Source organism: Burkholderia sp. Ac-20353 (genome assembly GCF_017104785.1).
GTDB lineage: Bacteria > Pseudomonadota > Gammaproteobacteria > Burkholderiales > Burkholderiaceae > Burkholderia.
In genome coordinates, this window is the sequence record NZ_JAAGPL010000044.1 from 1 (window position 1) to 22,170 (window position 22,170).

At 67.9% G+C, this 22,170-nt stretch carries 21 protein-coding genes and 1 pseudogene; 7 read left to right on the forward strand and 15 right to left on the reverse strand.

Features of this window, described 5'->3' with window-relative positions:
- The 10 genes and pseudogenes from G3N94_RS15385 to G3N94_RS15430 all read right to left on the reverse strand — a co-directional run.
- Positions 1–110: pseudogene (locus tag G3N94_RS15385) on the reverse strand (ribokinase); the annotation flags it as partial.
- Entirely contained in the window at positions 107–1,138 is a 1,032-nt protein-coding gene (locus tag G3N94_RS15390) for a LacI family DNA-binding transcriptional regulator (RefSeq protein ID WP_205793361.1), read from the reverse strand. The gene G3N94_RS15390 and the pseudogene G3N94_RS15385, both read right to left, overlap by 4 nt.
- Before the next feature lie 32 nt (positions 1,139–1,170).
- Positions 1,171–2,187 carry an ABC transporter permease gene (locus tag G3N94_RS15395; protein WP_205793362.1) on the reverse strand — a complete coding sequence of 339 codons (1,017 nt, stop codon included), beginning with the start codon at positions 2,185–2,187 and terminating at the stop codon, positions 1,171–1,173.
- Positions 2,184–3,788, reverse strand: coding sequence for a sugar ABC transporter ATP-binding protein (locus G3N94_RS15400; RefSeq protein ID WP_205793363.1), 1,605 nt, complete (start codon positions 3,786–3,788; stop codon positions 2,184–2,186). Before G3N94_RS15400 ends, G3N94_RS15395 begins: the two co-directional genes overlap by 4 nt.
- Before the next feature lie 143 nt (positions 3,789–3,931).
- Positions 3,932–4,882, reverse strand: a complete 951-nt coding sequence (locus G3N94_RS15405) for a sugar ABC transporter substrate-binding protein (protein ID WP_205793364.1) — start codon at positions 4,880–4,882, stop codon at positions 3,932–3,934.
- A gap of 420 nt (positions 4,883–5,302) precedes the next feature.
- Positions 5,303–6,229, reverse strand: a complete 927-nt coding sequence (locus G3N94_RS15410; protein ID WP_124597909.1) for a CysB family HTH-type transcriptional regulator — start codon at positions 6,227–6,229, stop codon at positions 5,303–5,305.
- A gap of 116 nt (positions 6,230–6,345) precedes the next feature.
- Positions 6,346–7,404, reverse strand: coding sequence for a sulfate ABC transporter ATP-binding protein (locus tag G3N94_RS15415; protein WP_205793365.1), 1,059 nt, complete (start codon positions 7,402–7,404; stop codon positions 6,346–6,348).
- A 13-nt stretch (positions 7,405–7,417) separates the two neighbouring features.
- Positions 7,418–8,365 (reverse strand): sulfate ABC transporter permease subunit CysW, encoded by a 948-nt coding sequence (cysW, locus tag G3N94_RS15420; protein WP_205793367.1) that lies wholly within the window; start codon positions 8,363–8,365, stop codon positions 7,418–7,420.
- Complete coding sequence (gene cysT, locus G3N94_RS15425) at positions 8,362–9,255, reverse strand: sulfate ABC transporter permease subunit CysT (protein WP_205793369.1); 894 nt, start codon at positions 9,253–9,255, stop codon at positions 8,362–8,364. Before cysT ends, cysW begins: the two co-directional genes overlap by 4 nt.
- Before the next feature lie 135 nt (positions 9,256–9,390).
- The gene (locus G3N94_RS15430; RefSeq protein WP_205793433.1) at positions 9,391–10,428 is read right to left on the reverse strand and encodes a sulfate ABC transporter substrate-binding protein; all 1,038 of its coding nucleotides are present in this window, start codon (positions 10,426–10,428) and stop codon (positions 9,391–9,393) included.
- A gap of 277 nt (positions 10,429–10,705) precedes the next feature.
- On the opposite strand from G3N94_RS15430, the gene lexA reads away from it, so the two are divergent.
- Genes lexA through G3N94_RS15445 form a run of 3 tightly spaced genes read left to right on the forward strand, consistent with a single transcriptional unit; the run spans position 10,706 to position 12,422 of the window.
- Positions 10,706–11,353 (forward strand): transcriptional repressor LexA, encoded by a 648-nt coding sequence (gene lexA / locus G3N94_RS15435; RefSeq protein ID WP_124597904.1) that lies wholly within the window; start codon positions 10,706–10,708, stop codon positions 11,351–11,353.
- Between the two features lie 26 nt (positions 11,354–11,379).
- Entirely contained in the window at positions 11,380–11,712 is a 333-nt protein-coding gene (locus tag G3N94_RS15440; RefSeq protein ID WP_205793370.1) for a hypothetical protein, read from the forward strand.
- Between the two features lie 29 nt (positions 11,713–11,741).
- The gene (locus tag G3N94_RS15445) at positions 11,742–12,422 is read left to right on the forward strand and encodes a DUF2939 domain-containing protein (protein WP_205793372.1); all 681 of its coding nucleotides are present in this window, start codon (positions 11,742–11,744) and stop codon (positions 12,420–12,422) included.
- Between the two features lie 104 nt (positions 12,423–12,526).
- Here the strand turns inward: G3N94_RS15445 and G3N94_RS15450 are convergent, their stop codons facing one another.
- Positions 12,527–13,021, reverse strand: a complete 495-nt coding sequence (locus G3N94_RS15450) for a universal stress protein (RefSeq protein ID WP_205793374.1) — start codon at positions 13,019–13,021, stop codon at positions 12,527–12,529.
- 337 nt (positions 13,022–13,358) lie between these two features.
- Here G3N94_RS15450 and nodI point away from each other — a divergent pair, with 337 nt between their 5' ends.
- Together nodI and G3N94_RS15460 are read left to right on the forward strand one after the other, a co-directional pair.
- The gene (gene nodI, locus G3N94_RS15455) at positions 13,359–14,273 is read left to right on the forward strand and encodes a nodulation factor ABC transporter ATP-binding protein NodI (RefSeq protein WP_205793375.1); all 915 of its coding nucleotides are present in this window, start codon (positions 13,359–13,361) and stop codon (positions 14,271–14,273) included.
- A gap of 6 nt (positions 14,274–14,279) precedes the next feature.
- Complete coding sequence (locus G3N94_RS15460) at positions 14,280–15,113, forward strand: ABC transporter permease (RefSeq protein ID WP_205793376.1); 834 nt, start codon at positions 14,280–14,282, stop codon at positions 15,111–15,113.
- Positions 15,114–15,209: 96 nt separating this feature from the next.
- On the opposite strand, the gene G3N94_RS15465 is transcribed toward G3N94_RS15460, so the two are convergent.
- The 4 genes from G3N94_RS15465 to G3N94_RS15480 all read right to left on the reverse strand — a co-directional run bounded on the left by G3N94_RS15465 (position 15,210) and on the right by G3N94_RS15480 (position 19,153).
- Complete coding sequence (locus tag G3N94_RS15465; protein WP_205793377.1) at positions 15,210–15,632, reverse strand: hypothetical protein; 423 nt, start codon at positions 15,630–15,632, stop codon at positions 15,210–15,212.
- A 330-nt stretch (positions 15,633–15,962) separates the two neighbouring features.
- The gene (locus G3N94_RS15470) at positions 15,963–17,018 is read right to left on the reverse strand and encodes a permease (protein WP_205793378.1); all 1,056 of its coding nucleotides are present in this window, start codon (positions 17,016–17,018) and stop codon (positions 15,963–15,965) included.
- Entirely contained in the window at positions 17,015–18,124 is a 1,110-nt protein-coding gene (gene mnmH, locus G3N94_RS15475) for a tRNA 2-selenouridine(34) synthase MnmH (RefSeq protein ID WP_205793379.1), read from the reverse strand. The genes G3N94_RS15470 and mnmH overlap by 4 nt, the downstream gene beginning before the upstream one ends.
- 69 nt (positions 18,125–18,193) lie before the next feature.
- On the reverse strand, positions 18,194–19,153 hold the full coding sequence (locus G3N94_RS15480; protein ID WP_205793380.1) for a LysR family transcriptional regulator: 960 nt from the start codon (positions 19,151–19,153) through the stop codon (positions 18,194–18,196).
- A gap of 228 nt (positions 19,154–19,381) precedes the next feature.
- Between G3N94_RS15480 and G3N94_RS15485 the strand changes: the two genes are divergently transcribed.
- Positions 19,382–20,803 (forward strand): M20 family metallopeptidase, encoded by a 1,422-nt coding sequence (locus G3N94_RS15485; protein ID WP_205793382.1) that lies wholly within the window; start codon positions 19,382–19,384, stop codon positions 20,801–20,803.
- Positions 20,804–20,870: 67 nt separating this feature from the next.
- Positions 20,871–22,157 carry an MFS transporter gene (locus G3N94_RS15490; RefSeq protein ID WP_205793384.1) on the forward strand — a complete coding sequence of 429 codons (1,287 nt, stop codon included), beginning with the start codon at positions 20,871–20,873 and terminating at the stop codon, positions 22,155–22,157.
- Positions 22,158–22,170 lie beyond the last annotated feature (13 nt).

Below are 22,170 nucleotides of genomic sequence, written 5' to 3' on the forward strand. Positions count from 1 at the left end.
CCGCCCGGCAGCGGCAGCCGCGGCGCGCGCACGACGAGGTCCATGTTGAGGCTACCGACAACGGCCACGCGGCCGGCGCCCGTGGCTCGTGTCTCAATGCGCGCCGTCATGCGCGGCCGCCGGCCGGTGGCGGCTCGCGATACACGGCGGTCGATTCGCGCAGCACGAGACGCGGCGACACGACGCGCCTGCGGCTCGGCGCGGCCGACGAGCCGCCGCCGATCCGCTCGATCAGCGTCTGCGCGGCCATCTCGCCGAGCGCGCGCACCGACTGTCCGACCGTCGACAGCGCCGGATACGTGTAGCGGGAGAATTCGATGTCGTCGAAACCGATGATCGAGCAGTCGTCGGGCACGCGCAGCCCGCGCTCGGCCGCCGCGCGCAGCGCGCCGACGCCCATCAGGTCGTTACCTGCGAAGATCGCGCTCGGCCGTACCGATTCGAACAGCCGCGACGCCGCGTGATAACCGCCGAGGCACGAGAAATCGCTTTCCGCGATCGCGCCCGGCACGATGTCGATGCCGCGCTCGGCCATCGCGCGGATGAAGCCGTGCACGCGCATTGCGCTGACGGCCGTGTCGGTCGGCCCCGTGATGCAGCCGATCTTCGCGTGGCCGAGCTCGAGCAGGTGGCGGGTCGCAAGATAGGCGCCGCGCTCGTGGTCGATCTGCACGAGGTCGGCCGCGAGCCCCTCGATGTTGCGGTCGACGACGACGAGCGGCGCGTAGATGTCGGCGAGCGTCTGCGCGAGCACCGCGTCCTCGCCGGCCGACGCGACGATCAGCCCGTCGATGCGCTTTTCCTGCAGCACGCGCAGGTAGTTGCGCTGCTTGACGGGGTCGTCGTCCGAATTGCAGAAGAACACGCAATAGCCGTTCGCCGCGCATTGATCCTCGATCCCGCGCGCGAGCTCGGCAAAGTACGGATTCGTGCTGTTCGGCACGACGAGCCCGATGGTCGCCGTCGCGCGCGCCTTCAGCGAGCGCGCGACGGCCGACGGCACGTAGTGCAGCTCGCGAATCGCCCCTTCGACCTTCGCTCGCACGTCCGCGGACACCGGCCGCGAGTTGTTCACCACGTGCGACACGGTCGTAAACGACACGCCCGCCATGGCCGCCACATCCTTGATCGTCGCCATTTCCCGTTTCTCTCTGGTCTGCTCTGTTGTTTTTACCGGGCGCGTGCGCGCCGGCTGCGATACGTGTCCAGCACGACCGCCACCACGATCACCGCTCCGGTGATGATCCGCTTCGTCGGCTCGTTCGCACCGATCTGCGCGAGCCCCGCGGCCAGCACGGAGATGATCAACACGCCGAAGAACGTGCTGATCACCGACCCGCGGCCACCCATCAGGCTCGTGCCGCCGATCACGACCGCCGCGATCACCTGGAGCTCGAGCCCGATGCCGGCGTTCGGATCTGCCGCCTCGAGCCGCGAGATCTGGAACAGCGACGCGAGCCCCGCGAGCGCGCCCATCAGCGCGAACACGAGGATTTTATACGGGCGCGGGTTTACCCCGGCCAGCCGGACCGCTTCCTCGTTCGTGCCGATCCCGACTAAATAGCGGCCGAACACGGTGCGCGTCAGCACGAACTGCGCGACGACCATCACCAGCACGGCGATCACGAACGCCGGCGAAATCCCGACCGCGATCGGGTTCGACAGGAAGTCGAACGCATCGCCGATGTACGCGGTGCGCGAATTCGTCAGCTGGTATGCGAGCCCGCGCGCGGCTTCGAGCACGCCGAGCGACACGATGAACGACGGAATCCGCCAGCCGACCGTCACCGCGCCCGTCAGCGTGCCCGTCACGGCCGCGGCCGCGATCCCGAGCAGCGCGGCGGGCAGCGGCCCCCACTGCCACTTGAGCGCGGCGACGCTGACCACCGATGCGGCCAGCGCAAGCACCGAGCCGACCGACAGGTCGATCCCCGCGATGATCAGCACGAAGGTCATCCCGACCGACATCACGACGAGATCGGGAATCTGGTTTGCGATCGTGCTGAACGTGTCGTAGCTCAGGAAATGCGAACTCAGCGACGAGAACAGCGCGATCATCGCGGCGAGCGCGCCGGCGAGCCCGAGGTAGTTCGACACGCCGAGCCGCGTGCCGGACAGCGTGCGCGCACGGCGCCCGCTCGCGGGCTGCGAAGCTGCGTCGGTCGGGGTAACGGGGGTTCGGGTCATTGCGGTCGTCCTGTCGTCGAAGCGCCGGGCTCCGTGCGCGGCACCTGCCACGCAGCGGGATCGCGCGCGGCCTCGTCGCGGCCGAAGCCTGCGAACGCGGCAGCCAGCAGCGCGTCCTGGGTCCAGTTGCCGCGCTCGAACACGGCGGTCATGCGGCCGGCCGACATCACGCCGATCCGGTCGCAGATCAGCATCAGCTCGCGCAGGTCGCTCGACACGACGACGAGCGCGCGGCCCTCGCGCGCGAGCGCTCCCATCAGAGTGTAGATCTCGAACTTCGCGCCGACATCGATTCCGCGCGTCGGCTCGTCGAACAGCAGCACGCCCATGTCGCGCGCGAGCCAGCGGCCGATCACGACCTTCTGCTGGTTGCCGCCCGACAGCTCGCCGACCGGCTGCGACGCGCCGTGGGTGCGGATGCGCAGCGCGTCGATCTGCCGCTCGGCGAGCGCCGCCTCGCGTGCGCCGTCGACGATGCCCGCGCGCGCAAACCGGTCGAGCTGGCCGAGCGACAGGTTCGCGGTGACCGACTGCGACAGCAGCAGGCCCTCGCCCTTGCGGTCCTCGGTGATCAGCGCGATCCCGTGCTTCACCGCGTCGACCGGCGAGCGGATCACGGCCGGCTCGAGCGGCTCGCCGACCGCGATCATCCCGGCGTCCGGCGTATCGGCGCCGTAGATCAGCCTCAGCAGCTCGGTCCGGCCCGCGCCAATCAGGCCCGAGATGCCGAAGATCTCGCCCGCGCGCACCTCGAGCGACACGTCGCGCACGGCCGGCTCGCGCGTCATCCCCGACACGACGAGCCGCGGCGCGCCGAAGTGGCGCGCGCCGAGGTCGATGTGTTCGCCGACCTCGCGGCCGACCATCAGCGTGACGAGGCGCTCGGTCGTCGTCGCGGCCATGTCGCCGTGATGCACGAGCCGCCCGTCGCGCAGCACGGCCACCCGTTCAGCCACGCGCGCGAGCTCCTCGAGCCGGTGCGAGATATAGACGATTGCGACGCCGCGCGCCTTCAGCCGGTCGACCTGCGCGAACAGCAGCTCGACCTCGCGCGCGGTCAGCATCGCGGTCGGCTCGTCGAGGATCAGCACGCGGCAGTCGCCGATCAGGTTGCGCGCGATCTCGACCATCTGCTGGTGGCCGATCCCGAGCGCGCCGACCGGCGTGTCCGGATCGACGTCGTCGAGCCCGACCTGCGCCATCGCGGCGCGCGCGTCGTCGCGCAGCCGCTGCCGGTCGATGATGCCGAAGCGGCGCGGCAAGCGGTTCAGGAACAGGTTCTCGGCAACCGACAGCGTCGGCAGCAGGTTCAGCTCCTGCATCACCATCCGCACGCCGAGCGCTTCGGCGTCCTTGCGGCTCGCGGGCGCATACGCGCGGCCGTCGAGCTGCAGCGTGCCGGCCGTCGGCGCGACGAGCCCGCCGACGATCTTCGACAGCGTGCTCTTGCCGGCGCCGTTCTCGCCCGTCAGCGCAAGCGCCTCGCCGGCTGCCAGCGTCAGCGAGACGTCCGCGAGCACCGGCTCGGCATAGGTCTTGCCGATGCCGGAGACGGTCAGCACGGGGACGGCTGAACGGGAAGGTTCGAAGGTCGGTTCCATCGCGATCCTGGTTGCGGCCGCACGCGGCCGGGGCGCGCGGGATTGACGCTCACAAGTGGCACGCTGGGGCCGTGATCGCGCTCACCCCGGATAACGGCCGCCGCGCCGCTTTCTTGAGGGCGGCGGCCGCAACCGGGCACGCGTTACCGGGTCACGAGGTCCACCGGCGTCTCGACCACGCCGGACATGTCGGACTGCTTGCGGTGCTCGGCAATCGCCTTGAGCGCGGTGTCGATGCCGAACACGGCCTGCTTCGCCGCGTACTGGTCGGCGGTCGCGAGCACGCGGCCGTCCCTCAGCATCGGCTTGATCGCGTTGATGTTGTCGTAGCCGACCACCGACACCTTGCCCTGCTTGCCGGCCGCGCGCACCGCGGACACCGCGCCGATCGCCATGTTGTCGTTGCCGCACAGCAGTGCCTTCAGGTTCGGGTATTCGTTGAGCATCGCGGAGGCGACCGCGTTGCCCTTGTCGATCTCCCATTCGCCCGACTGTACCGACACGACCTTCATCCCGCCCGCCTTCATCGCATCCTGGAAGCCGGCCGTGCGCTGCTGCGCGTTGGTCGTCGTCGACACGCCCTCGACAACCCCGACCTGGTCGCCGGCCTTCAGCTTCTTCGCGAGGAAGTCGCCGACCTTGCGCGCGCCCTTGCGGTTGTCGGGGCCGACGAACGGCACGTTCAGGTTCTTCGACTTCACCACGTCCGGATCGAGCCGGTTGTCGATATTGACGACGATGATGCCCGCGTCGACCGCCTTCTTCACGACCGGCACGAGCGCCTTCGAATCGGCGGGCGCGAGCACGATCGCGTCGACCTTCGATACGATCATCTGCTCGACGATGCGGATCTGGCTCGCGGTGTCGGTCTCGTCCTTGATCCCGTTGGTGACCAGGTCGAACTGACTCGCATTGTGCTTCTGGTATTCCTTCGCGCCGGTTTCCATCGTCAGGAAGAACTCGTTCGCGAGCGACTTCATCACGAGCGCGACCTTCGGCTTGCCGGCTGTCTCGGCATGGACGACCGGCGCGACGGCCAATGCGACGGCCGCGAGTGCGGCGCTCAGGAAGCGACGGCGAAAGGTGACATTCATACACATCTCCTGGCGACTGGCCCGGTGGGGCCAATTGTTGTTTTATTGCGAGCAAACGTTTGCGCTACACGTCCCGCCCAATGGCCATCGATGCTGTCGGTACCACGGAAAGAGATGCGGGGCAGACGGCCGGCTGCCGCACGCGCCAGGCGTTCACACGCCACCGCCGGCAGGTCGCCGGCGGAGTGACGGCTATGCTGGACCGTTTCTCGCGCACGCGCAACCTGTCTGATCAATATTTAAGGGTTTATTCGGAGCCCGCGGGGAAAGGCACCGCGCGAGCCGCGCGCGTGTCGCTCGTCGTACCCGGCTGCTGACTGTTGCGCACTGTCACGCGGGCGATGCCGGATCCGGCCGGGACGCCTGCCGCGCCACATCCGGGCGCGGCGCGCGACGGCGAGCGATATACGCGCGGCGTCGTCAGACGGCTTCGCGCAGTTGGCCGGCGATCTCCGCCTCGTTCAGGTGCGGTGCGAACATCTCGATCAGCCGGTATGCATACGCGCGCAGGAACGCACCCTTGCGCAGACCGACCCGCGTCGTGCTCGCCTCGAACAGGTGCTGCGTATCGAGCGCGACGAGGCCCGTGTCGCGCTGCGGATCGTACGCCATCGCCGCGACGACGCCGATCCCCATCCCGAGTTCGACGTAGGTCTTGATCACGTCGGCGTCGATCGCGGTCAGCACGACGTCCGGCACCGCGCCCGCCTGCGCGAATGCCTGGTCGATGTGCGAGCGGCCCGTGAAGTCCTGGTCGTAGGTGATGATCGGATATTCGGCGATGTCGTCGAGCGACAGGTTCTCGCGGCCGACGAGCGGGTGCCCGTTCGGCACGACCACCGTGTGATGCCACGAGTAGCACGGGAACGTGACGATGTCGGAATAGCGGTCGAGCGCCTCGGTCGAGATGCCGAGATCGGCCTCGCCGTTCAGGATCATCTGCGCGATCTGCTGCGGGCTGCCCTGGCGCAGCGCGAGATGCACCTTCGGGAACACCTCCTTGAACTGGCGGATCACCTTCGGCAGCGCGTAGCGCGCCTGCGTGTGGGTCGTCGCGACGACGAGGTGGCCGCTGTCCTGGTCCGCGAACTGGCGCGCGACGCGGCGCAGGTTCTCCGCATCGAGCAGCATCCGCTCAATCAGCTGGTGCACGGCCTTGCCGGGCTCGGTGAGTCCGGTCAGCCGCTTGCCGCGCCGGATGAAGATGTCGACGCCGAGCTCGTCCTCCAGGTCCTTGATCTGCTTCGACACGCCCGACTGCGACGTGTACAGCACGTTCGCGACCTCGGTCAGGTTCATGTTCTGGCGCACGGCCTCGCGCACGAAGCGCAGTTGCTGAAAGTTCATGGGTATGCCTCTTGGGCTGTCTTTTATCTGGTTGTTTGGTGAATCAGTTGCCTGCCGTGTTTCGGGGTGCTTCGGGGTGCGTTGCGCGATGCGTTTTGCCACGCGTTGCGCCGGCCTCAGCGCGCCGGAAACACGCGCACTGCGCGCGGCACAGCCGTCGCGCGATCGCCGACCTGCAGCGCGAGCGCGCGCCATGCGTCGCGATCGAGTTCCGCCTCGAGCGCGCCGCCGGCCCGTGCCTCGAGCTCGACGCGCACCGAGCCGCCAAGCGGCACGACGCGGCGCACGTCGACTGCGATGCCGTCCCGCTGCCCTTCACCTGCCGGCCGGAGCTGCAGGTCGTGCGGACGCACGTACGCATTCGCCGGCCCCGCGAAATCGGCATCGACCGCGATCGGCGCGGCCGCGCCTTCGGCGACGAAGCCGCGGTTGGCGACCGTGCCCGGCAGCCGGTTCGCCGCGCCGAGGAATTCGTAGACGAACGCGCTTTGCGGATGATCATAGACGTCCTGCGGGCTGCCGACCTGCTCGACGCGGCCGCGGTTCAGCACGACGATCCGGTCCGCGACCTCGAGCGCTTCCTCCTGGTCGTGCGTGACGAAGATCGTCGAGATGTGCAGATCGTCGTGCAGGCGCCGCAGCCAGCCGCGCAGTTCCTTGCGGACCTTAGCGTCGAGCGCGCCGAACGGCTCGTCGAGCAGCAGCACCTTCGGCTCGACCGCGAGCGCGCGGGCGAGCGCGATGCGCTGCCGCTGCCCGCCCGACAGCTCGGAAGGATAGCGCTGCGCGAGCCAGTCGAGTTGCACGAGCTGCAGCAGCTCGTGCACCTTGTCGCGGATCACGGCTTCCGACGGCCGCTCGCGGCGCGGCTTCACGCGCAACCCGAACGCGACGTTCTCGAACACGGTCATGTGGCGGAACAGCGCGTAATGCTGGAACACGAAGCCGACCTGACGGTCGCGCGCGCCGACCGACGCGACGTCCTGCCCCTGCAGCACGACCTGCCCCGCGTCCGCGTGCTCGAGGCCCGCGATCACGCGCAGCAGCGTGGTCTTGCCGCAGCCGGACGGCCCGAGCAGCGCAACGAGCTCGCCCGCCGGAAAATCGAGCGACACGCTGTCGAGTGCCGTGAAATCGCCGAAGCGCTTCTGAAGATGACGTACGGTGATGCCCATTCTGGTTGCCTCTTTACGAATTCGACGAAGTGACGGCGGGGCCGGCAGGCGCGGCAGCGGCATCGCGCGCGCCGGCGAGATCGGCCGCGAGGTGGCGCTCCGCGAGGAGCTTCAGCGCGAGCGTGACGAGCGCGAGCAAGGCCAGCACCGATGCGACGGCAAACGCGGCCGCGAAGTTGTATTCGTTGTACAGGATCTCGACGTGCAGCGGCATCGTGTCGGTCTGCCCGCGGATGTGGCCGGACACGACCGACACCGCGCCGAACTCGCCCATCGCGCGCGCATTGCACAGGATCACGCCGTACAGCAGCCCCCACTTCACGTTCGGCAGCGTCACGCGGCGGAAGATCTGCCAGCCGGACGCGCCGAGCACGCGCGCGGCCTCCTCCTCGTCGCTGCCCTGCGCCTGCATCAGCGGGATCAGTTCACGCGCGACGAACGGGAACGTGACGAAGATCGTCGCGAGCACGATGCCGGGCACCGCAAAGATGATCTGCACGTCGTGCGCCTGCAGCCACGGCCCGAGCCAGCCCTGCGCGCCGAACAGCAGCACGTAGACGAGGCCCGAGATCACCGGCGACACGGAGAACGGCAGGTCGATCAGCGTCGTCAGCAGCGCCTTGCCGCGAAATTCGAACTTCGCGATCGCCCACGATGCGCACACGCCGAACACGAGGTTGAGCGGCACCGCGATCACCGCGACGGTCAGCGTCAGCTTGATCGCCGACCATGCATCCGGATCGGCGAGCGACTCGACATAGAAGCCGACGCCCTTGTGCAGCGCCTCGGCGAACACCGCGGCGAGCGGCACGACGAGGAACAGCCCGAGGAACACGAGCGCGATGCCGGTGAGCAGCCAGCGCACCGCGCGCGGCTCGCTGACGGGATCGATCTGTCGGGCGGCGCGCTCACGCGCCGCGGCGGACGGGTTTTTCAGCACGGCGGTGGTCTCCTCGCTCATGGCCGGCCTCCTGCAGTGACGGTGGCGGCAGTAGCAGGCGCGGGAGCGCTTGCGCCGCGGCTCGTGCGACGCTGCAGATACCACTGCAGCGTGTTGATCAGAAGCAGCATCAGGAACGACACGACCAGCATCACGACCGCGAGCGCGGTCGCGCCCGCGTAGTCGTACTGCTCGAGCTTCGTGATGATCAGCAGCGACGTGATCTCGGACTTCATCGGCACGTTGCCGGCGATGAAGATCACCGAGCCGTATTCGCCGAGCGCGCGCGCGAACGCAAGCGCAAAGCCGGTCAGCAGCGCCGGCAGCACGGCCGGCAGCACGACGCGGCGGAACGTCAGCCAGCGCGACGCGCCGAGGCACGCGGCGGCCTCTTCCTGTTCGCGCTCGAAATCCTCGAGCACCGGCTGCACGGTGCGCACGACGAACGGCAGGCCGATGAAGGTCAGCGCGACCAGCACGCCGAACGGCGTGAACGCAATCTTGATGCCGTACGGCGCGAGGTACTGGCCGATCCAGCCGTTGGTCGCGTAGACGGCCGCGAGCGAGATGCCGGCGACCGACGTCGGCAACGCGAACGGCAGGTCGACGATCGCGTCGACCACGCGTTTGAACGGGAACGTGTAGCGCACGAGCACCCACGCGACGAGAAAGCCGAACACGGCGTTGATCAGCGCGCCGCCGAGCGCGGCCGAAAACGTCAGCCGGTAAGACGCGAGCACGCGCGGTGACGCGACGGCCGCGATGAACTGGTCCCACGACAGCGTCGCGGTTTTCAGGAACGTGGCGGCGAGCGGGATCAGCACCACGAGGCTCAAATACGCCACCGTGATGCCGAGCGTCACGCCGAAGCCGGGCAGCGCGCTCGGCTTGCGAAAGGTGTACGTCGTCATCGGATGCTCTTGCTGGGTCGAATCACAAGGGTCCGGCGCGAACGCCGGCGCCCGGAAACGCGCCGACGGACCGCCGGGAGTGCGGCGCGCTCGATGTGGCGCGCCGCTGTCGTTATGTCTGCTGTCGTCAGGTGGTTACTGCGGTTTGTAGATCGAGTCGAACACGCCGCCGTCCGCGAAATGCGTCTTCTGCGCATTCGTCCAGCCGCCGAACGTGTCGTCGACCGTGTACAGCTTCAGTTTCGGGAACTGCTTCGTCAGCTCCGCCGGCACGTTCTTCGAACGCGGCCGGTAGTAGTTGCGCGCGGCGATCTCCTGGCCCTGCGGGCTGTACAGGAAATTCAGGTACGCGTCGGCGAGCTTGCGCGTGCCCTTCTTGTCGACCACCTTGTCGACCACCGCGACCGGCGGCTCCGCGAGGATGCTCACCGACGGCACGACGATCTCGAACTTGTCGGGGCCGAATTCCTTCAACGACAGGAACGCCTCGTTCTCCCACGCGATCAGCACGTCGCCGATGCCGCGTTGCACGAAGCTCGTCGTCGCGCCGCGCGCGCCGGAATCGAGCACGCCCGCATTCCTGTAGAGCTTCGTGATGAAGTCCTTCGCGCTCTGCTCGTTGCCGCCCGGCTTGTGCACCGCGTACGCCCATGCGGCCAGGTAGTTCCAGCGCGCGCCGCCCGATGTCTTCGGGTTCGGCGTGACGATCGACACGCCCGTCTTCGTCAGGTCGTCCCAGTCCTTGATGCCTTTCGGGTTGCCCTTGCGCACCAGGAACACGATCGTCGACGCGTACGGCGACGCGTTGTCCGGCAGGCGCTTCTGCCAGTCCTTGTTGACGAGCCCCTTGTTCGCGAGCGCGTCGATGTCGTACGCGAGCGCGAGCGTGACGACGTCCGCCTGCAGCCCGTCGAGCACCGAGCGCGCCTGCGCGCCCGATCCGCCATGCGACTGCTTGAAGTTGACGGTCTCGCCCGTCTTCGCCTTCCACTCCTTGCCGAACGCCTGGTTGAAATCCTGGTACAGCTCGCGTGTCGGGTCGTACGACACATTCAGGAACGTCGTATCGGCGTGGGCGTGCGCCGCGACGCCGAGCACTGCGGCCGCGCCCAGCGCGAATGTCGTGATCAAGCGGCGTACCCCGCTCACCAGCCCCGTGTTGCGCTTCACCATCCGTGCTTCTCCCGTGTTGTCCGTCATGTTGTCGGTCTTGCGATCTGCGGGCCAGTCTAGCGAACGGCTTACATTATTAAAAATAATCGTTCCTCATTTTTTAATATTGAAAAGTGCTAACGCAGACGGAATCGACGGTTGCAGCGAACGAACCGGCGTCCGGACGTCGCGCGATCGCGCCGGAATCGACGTGATTGCGACGAACCTCACGTAACACTTGAAATTCGCGAAGTACTGTATAAAAATACAGCTCACTGTCTATCCATACAGTTCTGCCATGACCAAACTCACCGCCCGTCAGCAGCAAGTGTTCGACTTGATCCGCCGCGCGATCGAGCGCTCCGGCTATCCGCCCACCCGTGCCGAGATCGCGGCCGAGCTGGGCTTCAGCTCGCCGAATGCGGCCGAAGAGCATCTCCGCGCGCTTGCGCGCAAAGGCGTGATCGAGCTGGCGGCCGGCGCGTCGCGCGGCATCCGCCTGCTCGGCGGCGACGACGCGCCGCACCAGTTCACGCTGCCGCATGCGGGCCTGATGCAGTTGTCGCTGCCGCTCGTCGGCCGGGTCGCGGCAGGCAGCCCGATCCTCGCGCAGGAGCACATCTCGCAGCATTTCGCGTGCGATCCCGCGCTGTTCTCCAGCAAGCCCGATTACCTGCTGAAGGTCCGCGGGCTGTCGATGCGCGACGCGGGCATCCTCGACGGCGACCTCCTCGCGGTGCAGAAGCGCACGGAAGCGAAGGACGGCCAGATCATCGTCGCCCGCCTCGGCGACGACGTCACGGTCAAGCGCCTGAAGCGCCGCCCCGGCGGCCTCGAGCTGATCGCGGAGAACCCTGATTACGAAAACATCTTCGTCAAGGCCGGCAGCGCGGAATTCGCGCTGGAAGGCATCGCCGTCGGGCTGATCCGCTCGGGCGAATTCTGACAATCCGTCTCGCTCAGGAGAACACCATGGAACGCCTTGCCCGCCTGCTGCCTTTCCGTCAATTCGGCCGTCTGCGTCACCTGCGCGGCCGCACGCCATGCGCGCCGCTGTCCGCGGCGCCCGTCGGTCCAGAAGTCGCAGCCGAACAGCAGGCGTCGCTGCTGCCGTCGGCACTGCCCGCGTTCGCGCGGGTGTCGCTGAACGCCGGCCTGAATCACGCCGAACCCGCGCGTCGTGCGCCGGTGCGCGTCTATCACGGCCGGTCGCGGCTGATCATGGTCGGCACGATCGATGCGGTCTGTCGGATGATCGATCGCTGCATTGCGGAGGAACATTCGGCCGCGCACGGTGGTCTCTGATTGCGGATCATTCCCGCACCGGAGGCACCGTGAATCACGCAGCGGGCCGCTCGAAGCGGCTCAAGCCCCTGTTGATCGTCGCGCTGGTGGCCGCCGTGCTGGCGGCGATCGGCTACGGATATGCGTCACCGTACGTCGCGCTCGGTCGCCTGAAAGCGGCGATCGACGCACGCGACGCGCAAGCGGTCAGCGAATATGTCGATTTTCCGGCGCTGCGCATCAGTCTCAAACAGCAGGTCACCGACGAGTTGATGCGCCGGATCGACGCAAAGCGGCACGACAACAATCCGTTCGCGGTAATCGGGGCGTTGATCGGCTCTGCGTTGATCGGGCCGCTGGTTGACGCGTATGCGACGCCCGAAGGCGTCGCTGCGCTGATGAGCGGCATTCCGCCTCGCGGCAATCCCGGCGAGCGTCCGCCTGAATGGACAGCACGACCGTCGGGCAGCGCCTCCGGCACGCAGGCTGCCAGTGCTTCCAGTGCTGCAACTCCGCCTGCTGGCAGCGCGCCGGCCGCCCCATCATCTGCGGCGACCGACCACGCGCAAGCAAATCCGCCAGAGCGACGGCCAACGAGTGCCGGATATCGGAATATCGACGAGTTTGTCGTGACTTACCAGCGTAACGTCGACGGCGCGCGCTACGCGGCGATCTTCCACAGAGAAGGCCTGTTTTCGTGGAAGCTGGCCGCGATCGATCTGCACGGCTGAGCCGGCAGCAAGCCGCTGCCGGCCGCATCCGGCGCGCGGCGTGAAGCCGGCGCCGGTCAGACGGTCAGACGGTCAGACGGTCAGACGGTCAGACGGTCAGACGGTCATTTGGTCGCCGCGGCAGCCTCGCGTTCGCGGGCGATTTCGGCCTTCTGTTCCTCGGCCGACGAGCAGGCCACGAGGATGCTGCAATTCACGCGATCGAGCAGTTGCGTATTGCCCGACCCCATCCACCATCTCGACAGCCCGCTGCGGCAGCGGTGGCCGACCACGATCAGGTCGACTTTCAGCTCCGACGCGAGATTCGCGATCTCGTCGATCGGGTAGCCGAACGCGAAATGGCCTTCGGCCTGCAAGCCCCGTTCGCGCAGCCAGTCGACGCCTTCCTGCAGGATTTCGCGCGCGGTTTCCTCGAAGCGGCCGCACGCGACATCGGTCAGCAAGCCCGCGCTTTGCGCAATGCTCGAACGCATGTCGACGACCGACAGCAGATGCGTCTCGGCCTTCAGGTCCAGCGCGAGATTGGCACCGCAACGCAACGCCTTGCGTCCCTCGAGCGTGCCGTCGTAGCACAGCAGAATCTTGTTGTAGCTAGCCATGAAACCTCCCTATCGCGACATCGAACCCTACGCAATCATCATGGTGCGCCGCAATTCAGGACGCAAGGGATGGAAAACGCTGATTTGCCCCATGCGGCCTGTTCGCGATGATGCAGTGCATGATCCACCGCACACCGCCCGCACATCGTGCATGCGCGCCCTGAAGAGACGCAGCCGATGCACTAGAATGGCCCGTCGGTATCGCACATTCGCATTGCGCGTGCGCATCGCGAAATCTCGCCGGCCGAACCGCGGGCCAGACCGTTCATGCACCGGTTTTCGCGGACGCGCCCACCGGACACAATTGCACGCTACACCTCCAACGACAATCCCGCTCATGGCCGTCGCACCGATCGATTTTCAGAACGTCGAAAAGCGCTATGGCGACAAGCTCGTCGTCAATGGTCTCTCCTTTCGCGTGCATGCCGGAGAGTGCTACGGCCTGCTCGGACCGAACGGCGCCGGCAAAACGACGACGCTGAAAATGCTGCTTGGCATTGCGTACCCCGATGCCGGCGCAATCTCGCTATGCGGCGAGCCGGTTCCGTCACGCGCGCGTCATGCACGGCAGCGCGTCGGCGTCGTCCCGCAGTTCGACAATCTCGACCCGGATTTCACGGTTCGCGAGAATCTGCTGGTGTTCAGCCGCTATTTCGGCCTGTCCGCGCACGAGGCGCGTGCACTCGTGCCGTCACTGCTCGAATTCGCGAAGCTCGAGAACAAGGCGGACGCGAAGGTCAGCGAGCTGTCGGGCGGCATGAAGCGGCGCCTGACGCTCGCCCGCGCGCTCGTCAACGATCCGGATGTGCTGGTGCTCGACGAGCCGACGACCGGGCTCGATCCGCAGGCGCGGCATCTGATGTGGGAACGGTTGCGCTCGCTGCTCGCGCGCGGCAAGACGATCCTGATCACCACGCACTTCATGGAGGAAGCCGAGCGTCTGTGCGATCGCCTGTGCGTGATCGAGGAAGGCCGGAAAATCGCCGAAGGCGCGCCGCACGCGCTGATCGAATCGGAGATCGGCTGCGACGTGATCGAAATTTATGGGCCCGAACCGTCCTCGCTGCGCGACGAACTCGCCGCCTATGCGGTGCGCACCGAGATCAGCGGTGAGACGCTGTTCTGCTACGTGAGCGATCCGGAGCCGCTCAATGCGCGGCTCAAGGGCCGCGCCGGATTGCGCTATCTGCACCGCCCCGCCAATCTGGAGGACGTATTCCTGCGGCTGACCGGCCGCGAAATGCAGGACTGACCGATCATGGACGTACGCGACTATTCCACTTCCGCCCCGTCCGCGCCACCGCGCGCATCGCGCTTCGCGATCGCGATGCCGTCCAATGCGACCAACTGGTTCGCCGTCTGGCGCCGCAACTACCTGGTCTGGCGCAAGCTCGCGGTCGCGTCGATGATCGGCAACCTCGCAGACCCGATGATCTATCTGTTCGGACTCGGTTTCGGCCTGGGCCTGATGCTCGGGCACGTCGACGGCGTGTCGTACATCGCGTTCCTCGCGGCCGGCACGGCCGGGTCGAGCGTGATGATGTCCGCGAGCTTCGAAGCGATGTATTCGGGTTTTTCACGGATGCACGTGCAGCGCACGTGGGAAGCGATCATGCACACGCCGCTCGCGCTCGGCGACATCGTGCTCGGCGAGATCGTCTGGGCCGCAAGCAAGGCGATGCTGTCGGGCGCCGCGATCATGTTCGTTGCCGGCCTGCTCGGCTATGCGAGCTTCCCGTCGATGCTCGCGGCGCTGCCGGTGATCGCGCTCGCGGGCCTTGCGTTCGCCAGCGCCGCGATGATCGTCACCGCACTCGCGCCGTCATACGATTTCTTCATGTTCTATCAGACGCTCGTGCTGACGCCGATGCTGCTGCTGTCGGGCGTATTCTTCCCGCTCAAGCAGTTGCCGGAGATCGCGCAGCATGCGGCATATGCGCTGCCGCTCGCCCACGCGATCGAGCTGATCCGGCCCGCGATGCTCGGCCGGCCCGCGTCGCACATCGGCACGCACATCGCGGTGCTGGCAGCTTATGCAATCGGCGGCTTCCTGCTGTCCGCGTGGCTGTTCCGGCGCCGGATGATGCGCTGAGGCCCGTGCATCGCGCGGCGGGATCGTCCGCTCCCGATGCGCTCGCGGGCCCCATGTGGCCCGTCATGCGGCCCTCATGCGGCCCTCATGCATCCGTTACTCGTCGTCGTCGCTCCACGGAATCTCGACGTCCGTCAGGAACGCGACGGTCGCGAGCGGGCCGCCCTCGTGGCGGCCGAGCTTGCCGTCTGCGCGATGCCATTCGATCCGGAACTGCGTGCCCGGATCGTCGGCCACCAGATAGACCGAGCGCAGTTCTTCCGGATCCGCTTCCTCGATCGGGCCGTCGAACGACACGAGCATCTTCTGCGGCCACAGACCATTGACCGGATCGTAGATGCGGTCGCCCTGCGGAATGTCGATGCTGGCTTCGACGCCGATCGTCGCGGACGCCTCGACGATCATCGTGCCAAGTGCGCTCAGCACGGCAGTCGCGCGCGCCGAATTGGCCTGACGAATCGCGAGATCGCCGCGCGTCAGCGCCTTCTCGAGTCGAGGATGAATCTTGGGTTGGGTCATGCGTTTTCCTGATTGCTTCTTGTGAGTGGCGCTGCACGCACAATGCGGCGGCGCCGGATGAATATGACGATTACTTGGCCGGTCCGCGCGGCGCGGACCCGGCGCTCCTGACTTCGCGTCGCGAACCGCGCGGCCCGGGCTCGACACGCTGGCTGTCGCGTTCGCGACCGGCTGCCTGAACGGTGTGTTCGATGACATGCCGTCTGCCGGGCGATCCTGGCGAGGCTTCCGGATCATGCGCGCCGCACTGGTGCCCCTGTCGGGATACAGTCAGTCGGGACCCAGCCTACGGCGCCGCGGGGTGCCGGACCGCTCCGACGACGCGCGCCGCTAGAACCCCAACGCGATCGCGAGCAGCCCGCCGACGATCCCGAACACGACGACGAGCGCCGTGACGATCGCGAGCATGTATGGCTTGAACGAGCGCGCGAGCATCGCGAGCGACGGCACGCTGACCGGCGGCAGCGTCATCAGCAGTGCGCCGGCCGGGCCGACGCCCATGCCGAGCGACAGCATCGCCTGGATGATCGGCACCTCGCCCGCGGTCGGAATCACGAACAGTGCGCCGACGACCGCGAACGCGACGATCCAGCCGAGGTGGTTGCCGATTTCCGGGCCGATGTGCGGGAACAGCCACGCACGTGCTGCGCCGAGCAGCAGCACGAGCACGATGTACTCGGGCACGAGGCGCGCCGTCATCCGCGCAAGGATCTTGATCCAGCGCACGAACGCGTTGCCGGCCGCCGCCTGTTCGGCCACCAGCGCCGCGAGCCGGGTGTCATGGATCTGGTCCTCGGGGCGCGCGATCCGGTTCAGCAGGTAGCCGACCCCGAACACCATCGCGATGCCGAGCACGAGCCGCAGCGCGCTCCAGTGCCAGCCGAGCACGAAGCCCATGAACACCAGCGCGGCCGGGTTCAGCACGGTATTGCCGAGCCAGAACGCGACCGCGCCGCCCGGCGACGCGTGCCGCTCACGCAAGCCGGCGACGACGGGCGCCGCGCAGCACGTGCACATCATCCCTGGCAGCGACAGCAGGCCGCCCGCGGCGACGCTGCCGAAACCCGTCCTGCCGAGCACGCGCGCGACCCAGTGCGCGGGCAGCAGCGCCTGCACCGCGGAGCCGAGCAGCAGGCCCAGCACCATCGCCTGCCAGATCGCCTTGCCATACGCCCACGCGTAGTCGAGCGCGGCTTTCAGCGACGGTTCGGGCGCCGCCGCCGACGCGCCCATCAGGATCGACTGGCCGATCGAGTGATGTTCGGCGGCGACGAACGCCTTGTTGTAATACGGAAACCATTTCACATAGAACAGTCCCGCGACCGCGATCAGCAGGAAGGTCATCCAGCCGAGTGCCGGACTGGGTTGAGTGCGTGTGTTCTTCATGTTCTGGCCTGACGATCTGGGGTGGGCACCGCGCTGGCTGCCGTCGCCGGCAGGCCCGACTGCGCGAGTTGCGCGAGCAGCGCACTCGCCTGTTCGCGGGCATCGCCCGCATTGGGCCGGAACTGGAACGTGAGCGCCCGGTTCGGCTTGCCGAAATGCTCGCGGTAGGTCCGCGCATAGGCAGGATCGTAATGCCGGTCGATCAGTTCGCCAAACAACTCGGCACGCGCCCCCGCATCGATCATCTCGCCCCAGCGGGCGATCTGTTCGCGGCTGTGCAGGCCGATCAGCCGTGCGAGCTGCGCCCTGAACGCATCCGGCGCGTCGAACAGGTGGCCGTAATCGTCGAGCAGGAACGCGATGCGCTCGTCGCGCGCGGCGTCGACCTGGACCCACGGCGCTGCGTGGATCGCCTGCAACAGCGCGAGCGGCATCTGCACGAGGCCGATCTTGCGGCTCTCGGACTCGACGAATACCGGCCAGGCCGGATCGAAGCGCTCGAGCGCCTCGACGAGCGCCGAGTCAAACGACTTCTGCGTCGGCTGCGGCACGCCCGGCAGCGCGCCGAGCAGCGAGCCGCGATGGCATGCAAGCGCCTCGAGATCGAGCATCTGTGCGCCTGCGTCATGCAGCGCCTGCAGCAGCCGCGTCTTGCCGCAGCCCGTGTGGCCGACGAGCGCGATATAGCGCAACCGCGCGGGCAGCGCGTCGAGCGACGCGCAGACCGAGCGGCGGTACGCCTTGTAGCCGCCGTCGAGCTGGCGCGCCTGCCAGCCGATCAGGTTGAACCACGTCGTCATCGAGCCCGAGCGCTTGCCGCCGCGCCAGCAGTAGATCAGCGGCCGCCAGTTGCGTGGCCGGTCGGCGAACGTCGTGTCGAGGTGACGGGCGATGTTGCGCGCGACGATCGCCGCGCCGACGCGCGTCGCCTCGTAAGGCGACACCTGCCGGTACATCGTGCCGACGAGCACGCGCTCTTCGTTGCTGAGCACGGGCGCGTTCAGCGCGCCGGGGATGTGATCCTCGGCGAATTCGAGCGGCGTGCGCACGTCGATGATCTCGTCGAACTCGCCGGCGCGATCGAGGGTGACTATCAGGTTCTTCAATTTGGCGTCAAACGGAGGCGGCGCGACGTCGCGTGCCGCGTGGGCGCAGAGGGCGGATCGCTGATTATCTCACGCGACGGCCCGGCGGGCGTCGGGCGGGCGTCGGGCGGGCGTCGGCAGCGCCGGCGCCGCCGTGATCGCGTCGATCAGATGATCGCGGAACGCGCGCACCGACGCCGGCAGATCGCGCCCCGCCATCGTCTGCACCTGGATGCTGCGTTCGCGCAGTTGCGGGTTCGACACCGGCACCACGACGAAGCCGTCCGCGTCGCAGCGGTCGCGCACCGACAGCAGGCCGGTGAACATCACGGCACCCGTATGCTGCGCGTAACGGTACATCGACGCCGTGTTGTTGCTCGTCAGCTCGGGCGCAAGCAGCAGCCCGTCGAGCGCGCATGCGATGTCGATCAGCTGGCGCACGGTGGTGCCCGCCTCGGGCAGCACATGCGGGAAACGCGCGACATCGGCGAGCGACACCGTGTCACGCGCCGCGAGCGGATGATCGCGGCGCACCAGCGCGTAGATCGGCGCGCGCTCGGTGTGCTCGACGCGCACGCCCTTCTCCGGCGCGAGGCTGAAGGTCAGCGCGACATCCGCGTCGCCGTCGCGCACGCGCCGCGTCGCGTCGGCCGGCGACACGACCCACACCGAGAAGTCGACGCCCGGATGGCGCGCCTTGAAGCTCGCGAGCGCGCCCGGCAGGAAATCGATTGCAAAGCCCTCCGAACACGCGACCTTCAGCACGCTGCCGTGCAGCGCGTCGAGCCCGCCGATCTCCTTCATCACGTGCTCGGCCTCGAGCAGGCTGCGCTGCGCGAAGCTCAGCAGCCGCTCGCCCGCCTCCGACAAGGCCATGCCGCGCGGCCGCCGCTCGAACAGCGGCGTGCCCAACTCGCTTTCCAGCTTCGCGATCTGGCGGCTGACCGCCGACACCGCGACGTGCAGCCGCGTCGACGCGTCGCTGAGCGAACCGGTGCGCGCCACTTCAACGAAATACCGCAATCCGAGGCCGTGCAGGAAAGCCGCCATCGTTCTGTCCCCCGGCCGCCGGCGGCCGTCACGCTTTGCCTTTTCGACAAGGAAAGGTTCGAAATTCGATCATTGTGACAAATAAAACGGCTTTCTAGAATCGATCGCATTTCAGGCCACGGGCATCCACGGCCTGCCACCGGACAACTTTGCATGCGTCCCGTGTGCGAAGCATGGGGCCTGAGCAAGCGCTAAAGCGCCAACTCCGGTCGACAAAGGAGACACGTCTTGACCCGCACCGCCGCCATCCAGCACGCGCAAAGCCAGTTCGAATCCGGCGCGTTCTTCGCAACCCTCAGCCGCCGCATCGGCCTGCGCACCGAAAGCCAGGAAAGCGGTTCGGCCGCCGCGCTGCGCGCGTACCTGACCGACGAGATCGCCCCCGAAGCCGAACGCCTCGGTTTCGCAACCCGCATCGCGGACAACCCCGTCCACGGCGGCGGCCCGTTCCTGATCGCGTCGCGGCACGAGGACGACACGCTGCCGACCGTGCTGATCTACGGCCACGGCGACGTCGTGCGCGGCTACGACGCGCAATGGCGCGCGCCGTTGTCGCCGTGGTCGCTGACCGTCGACGGCGACCGCTGGTACGGCCGCGGCAGCGCCGACAACAAGGGCCAGCACTCGATCAATCTCGCGGCGCTCGCGAGCGTGCTGGCTGCACGCGGCGGCCGGCTCGGCTTCAACGCGAAGCTGCTGATCGAAATGGGCGAGGAAACCGGCTCGCCTGGCCTCGACGCACTGTGCCGCCGCGAGCGCGACGCGCTGGCCGCCGACGTGCTGATTGCGTCCGACGGACCGCGCATCGCCGCCGACCGGCCGACCGTGTTCCTCGGCTCGCGCGGCGCCGTCAATTTCAGATTGAGCCTGCGCGCGCGCGATGGCGCGCATCATTCGGGCAACTGGGGCGGGCTGCTGCGCAACCCGGCGATCGTGCTTGCGCACGCGCTGGCGAGCCTCGTCGACGCGCGCGGCGCGATCCGCGTCGCCGGCCTGCGTCCGCCGCCGATTCCGGCCGCCGTGCGCGACGCGCTCGCCGATCTGACCGTCGGCGGCGGGCCCGGCGACCCGACGATCGACACGGACTGGGGCGAACCGGGTCTCAGCGCCGCCGAGCGCGTGTTCGGCTGGAACACGCTCGAGATCCTCGCGTTCAAGGCCGGCAACCCCGAGTACCCCGTCAACGCGATCCCGCCCGCCGCCCATGCGCACTGCCAGCTGCGTTTCGTCGTCGGCACCGACTGGGAAGCGCTGCACACGCGCCTGCGCGCGCACCTCGACGCACATGGCTTCGCCGACGTCGACATCGACGTCGAGCGCGGCGCGCCGGCAACACGCTTGCCACCCGACGATCCGTGGGTGCGCTGGGCCGTCGCGTCGCTCGCGCACACGACCGGCAAGAAACCCGCGATCCTGCCGAACCTCGGCGGCACGCTGCCGAACGAAGTGTTCTCCGACACGCTCGGGTTGCCGACGCTTTGGGTACCGCACTCGTATCCCGCGTGCGCGCAGCACGCGCCGGACGAGCACCTGCTCGGCAGCGTCGTGCGCGAGGGTCTCGCGATGATGGCGGGACTCTTCTGGGATCTCGGCGAACACCCGCCGTCCGGGCATCGTGCGGCGCTCGATGCCGCCGGCGCCGGCCACTGACTCGACGCGGCCGTCGAGATTTCATGCATCGCCAGTCGTCCACCCTTTCGCCGGACACGCACACACGATGACCACCACTACGCTGACCACACCGGAAGCCGTCCGCCCGAGCGCCGCGAAGATCCGGCGCATCATCCTCGCCGCGTCGATCGGCAACGCGCTCGAATGGTTCGACCTGATCGTCTACGGCTTCTTCGCGGTGACGATCGCGAAACTGTTCTTCCCCGCGACGAGCGAAGCGACGTCGCTGCTGCTCACGCTCGGCACGTTCGGCCTGTCGTACCTGATCCGGCCGATCGGCGGCTTCGTGCTTGGCGCGTACGCGGACCGCGCCGGACGCAAGGCATCGCTGCTGCTGTCGATCGCAATGATGATGGGCGGCACGCTGCTGATCGCGGCGATGCCGACCTATGCGTCGATCGGCATCCTCGCGCCGCTCGGGATCATGCTGTCGCGCCTGATGCAGGGCTTCTCCGCGGGCGGCGAGTTCGCGAGCTCGACCGCATTCCTCGTCGAACATGCGCCGCAGCGGCGCGGCTTCATGTCGAGCTGGCAGTTCGCGAGCCAGGGGCTCGCGACGCTGCTCGCATCGGGGTTCGGCGCGCTGTTGACGAGCACGCTGACGCCTGCGCAGCTCGAAAGCTGGGGCTGGCGCGTGCCGTTCCTGTTCGGTCTCGCGATCGGGCCGGTCGGCCTGTACATCCGCCGCTACGTCGACGAAGGCGTCGAGTTCAAGACGCAAGCCCGTTCGGAGGCGCCCGTGCGCGAACTGTTCGCGGGCCAGAAGCTGCGCGTGCTGCTCGCGATCGGCGCGCTCGTGATCTCGACCGCGGTCAACTACATGGTGCTGTACATGCCGACCTACGCGATCAAGCAGCTCGGCCTGCCCGCATCGACCGGCTTCGCGGCGACGCTCGCAACCGGCTTCGTGCTGACGCTCGTCACGCCGCTCGTCGGCCACTGGTCGGATCGCACCGGGCGGATCCGCGTGATGACGGTCGCGGCGCTGCTGTTGCTCGTCACGGTCTGGCCGACGTTCGCGTGGCTCACGCATCATGCGTCGTTCGCGACGATGCTTGCCGCGCTGATCTGGATCGGTGCGTTGAAGGCGATGTATTGCGGCGCGCTGCCCGCGCTGATGGCGGAGATGTTCCCGGCGCAGACGCGTGCGACGGGGCTTGCGGTCAGCTACAACACAGGCGTCACGCTGTTCGGCGGTTTCGCGCCGTTCGTCATCACGTGGCTCATCAGCGCAACCGGGAACCGCCTGTCGCCGGCGCTCTACCTGATGGGCTGCGCGCTGCTGAGTCTCGCGGCACTGTTCGTCGCGCGCACGCGGCTGCGGATGCGCTGATCGTTGCAATCGA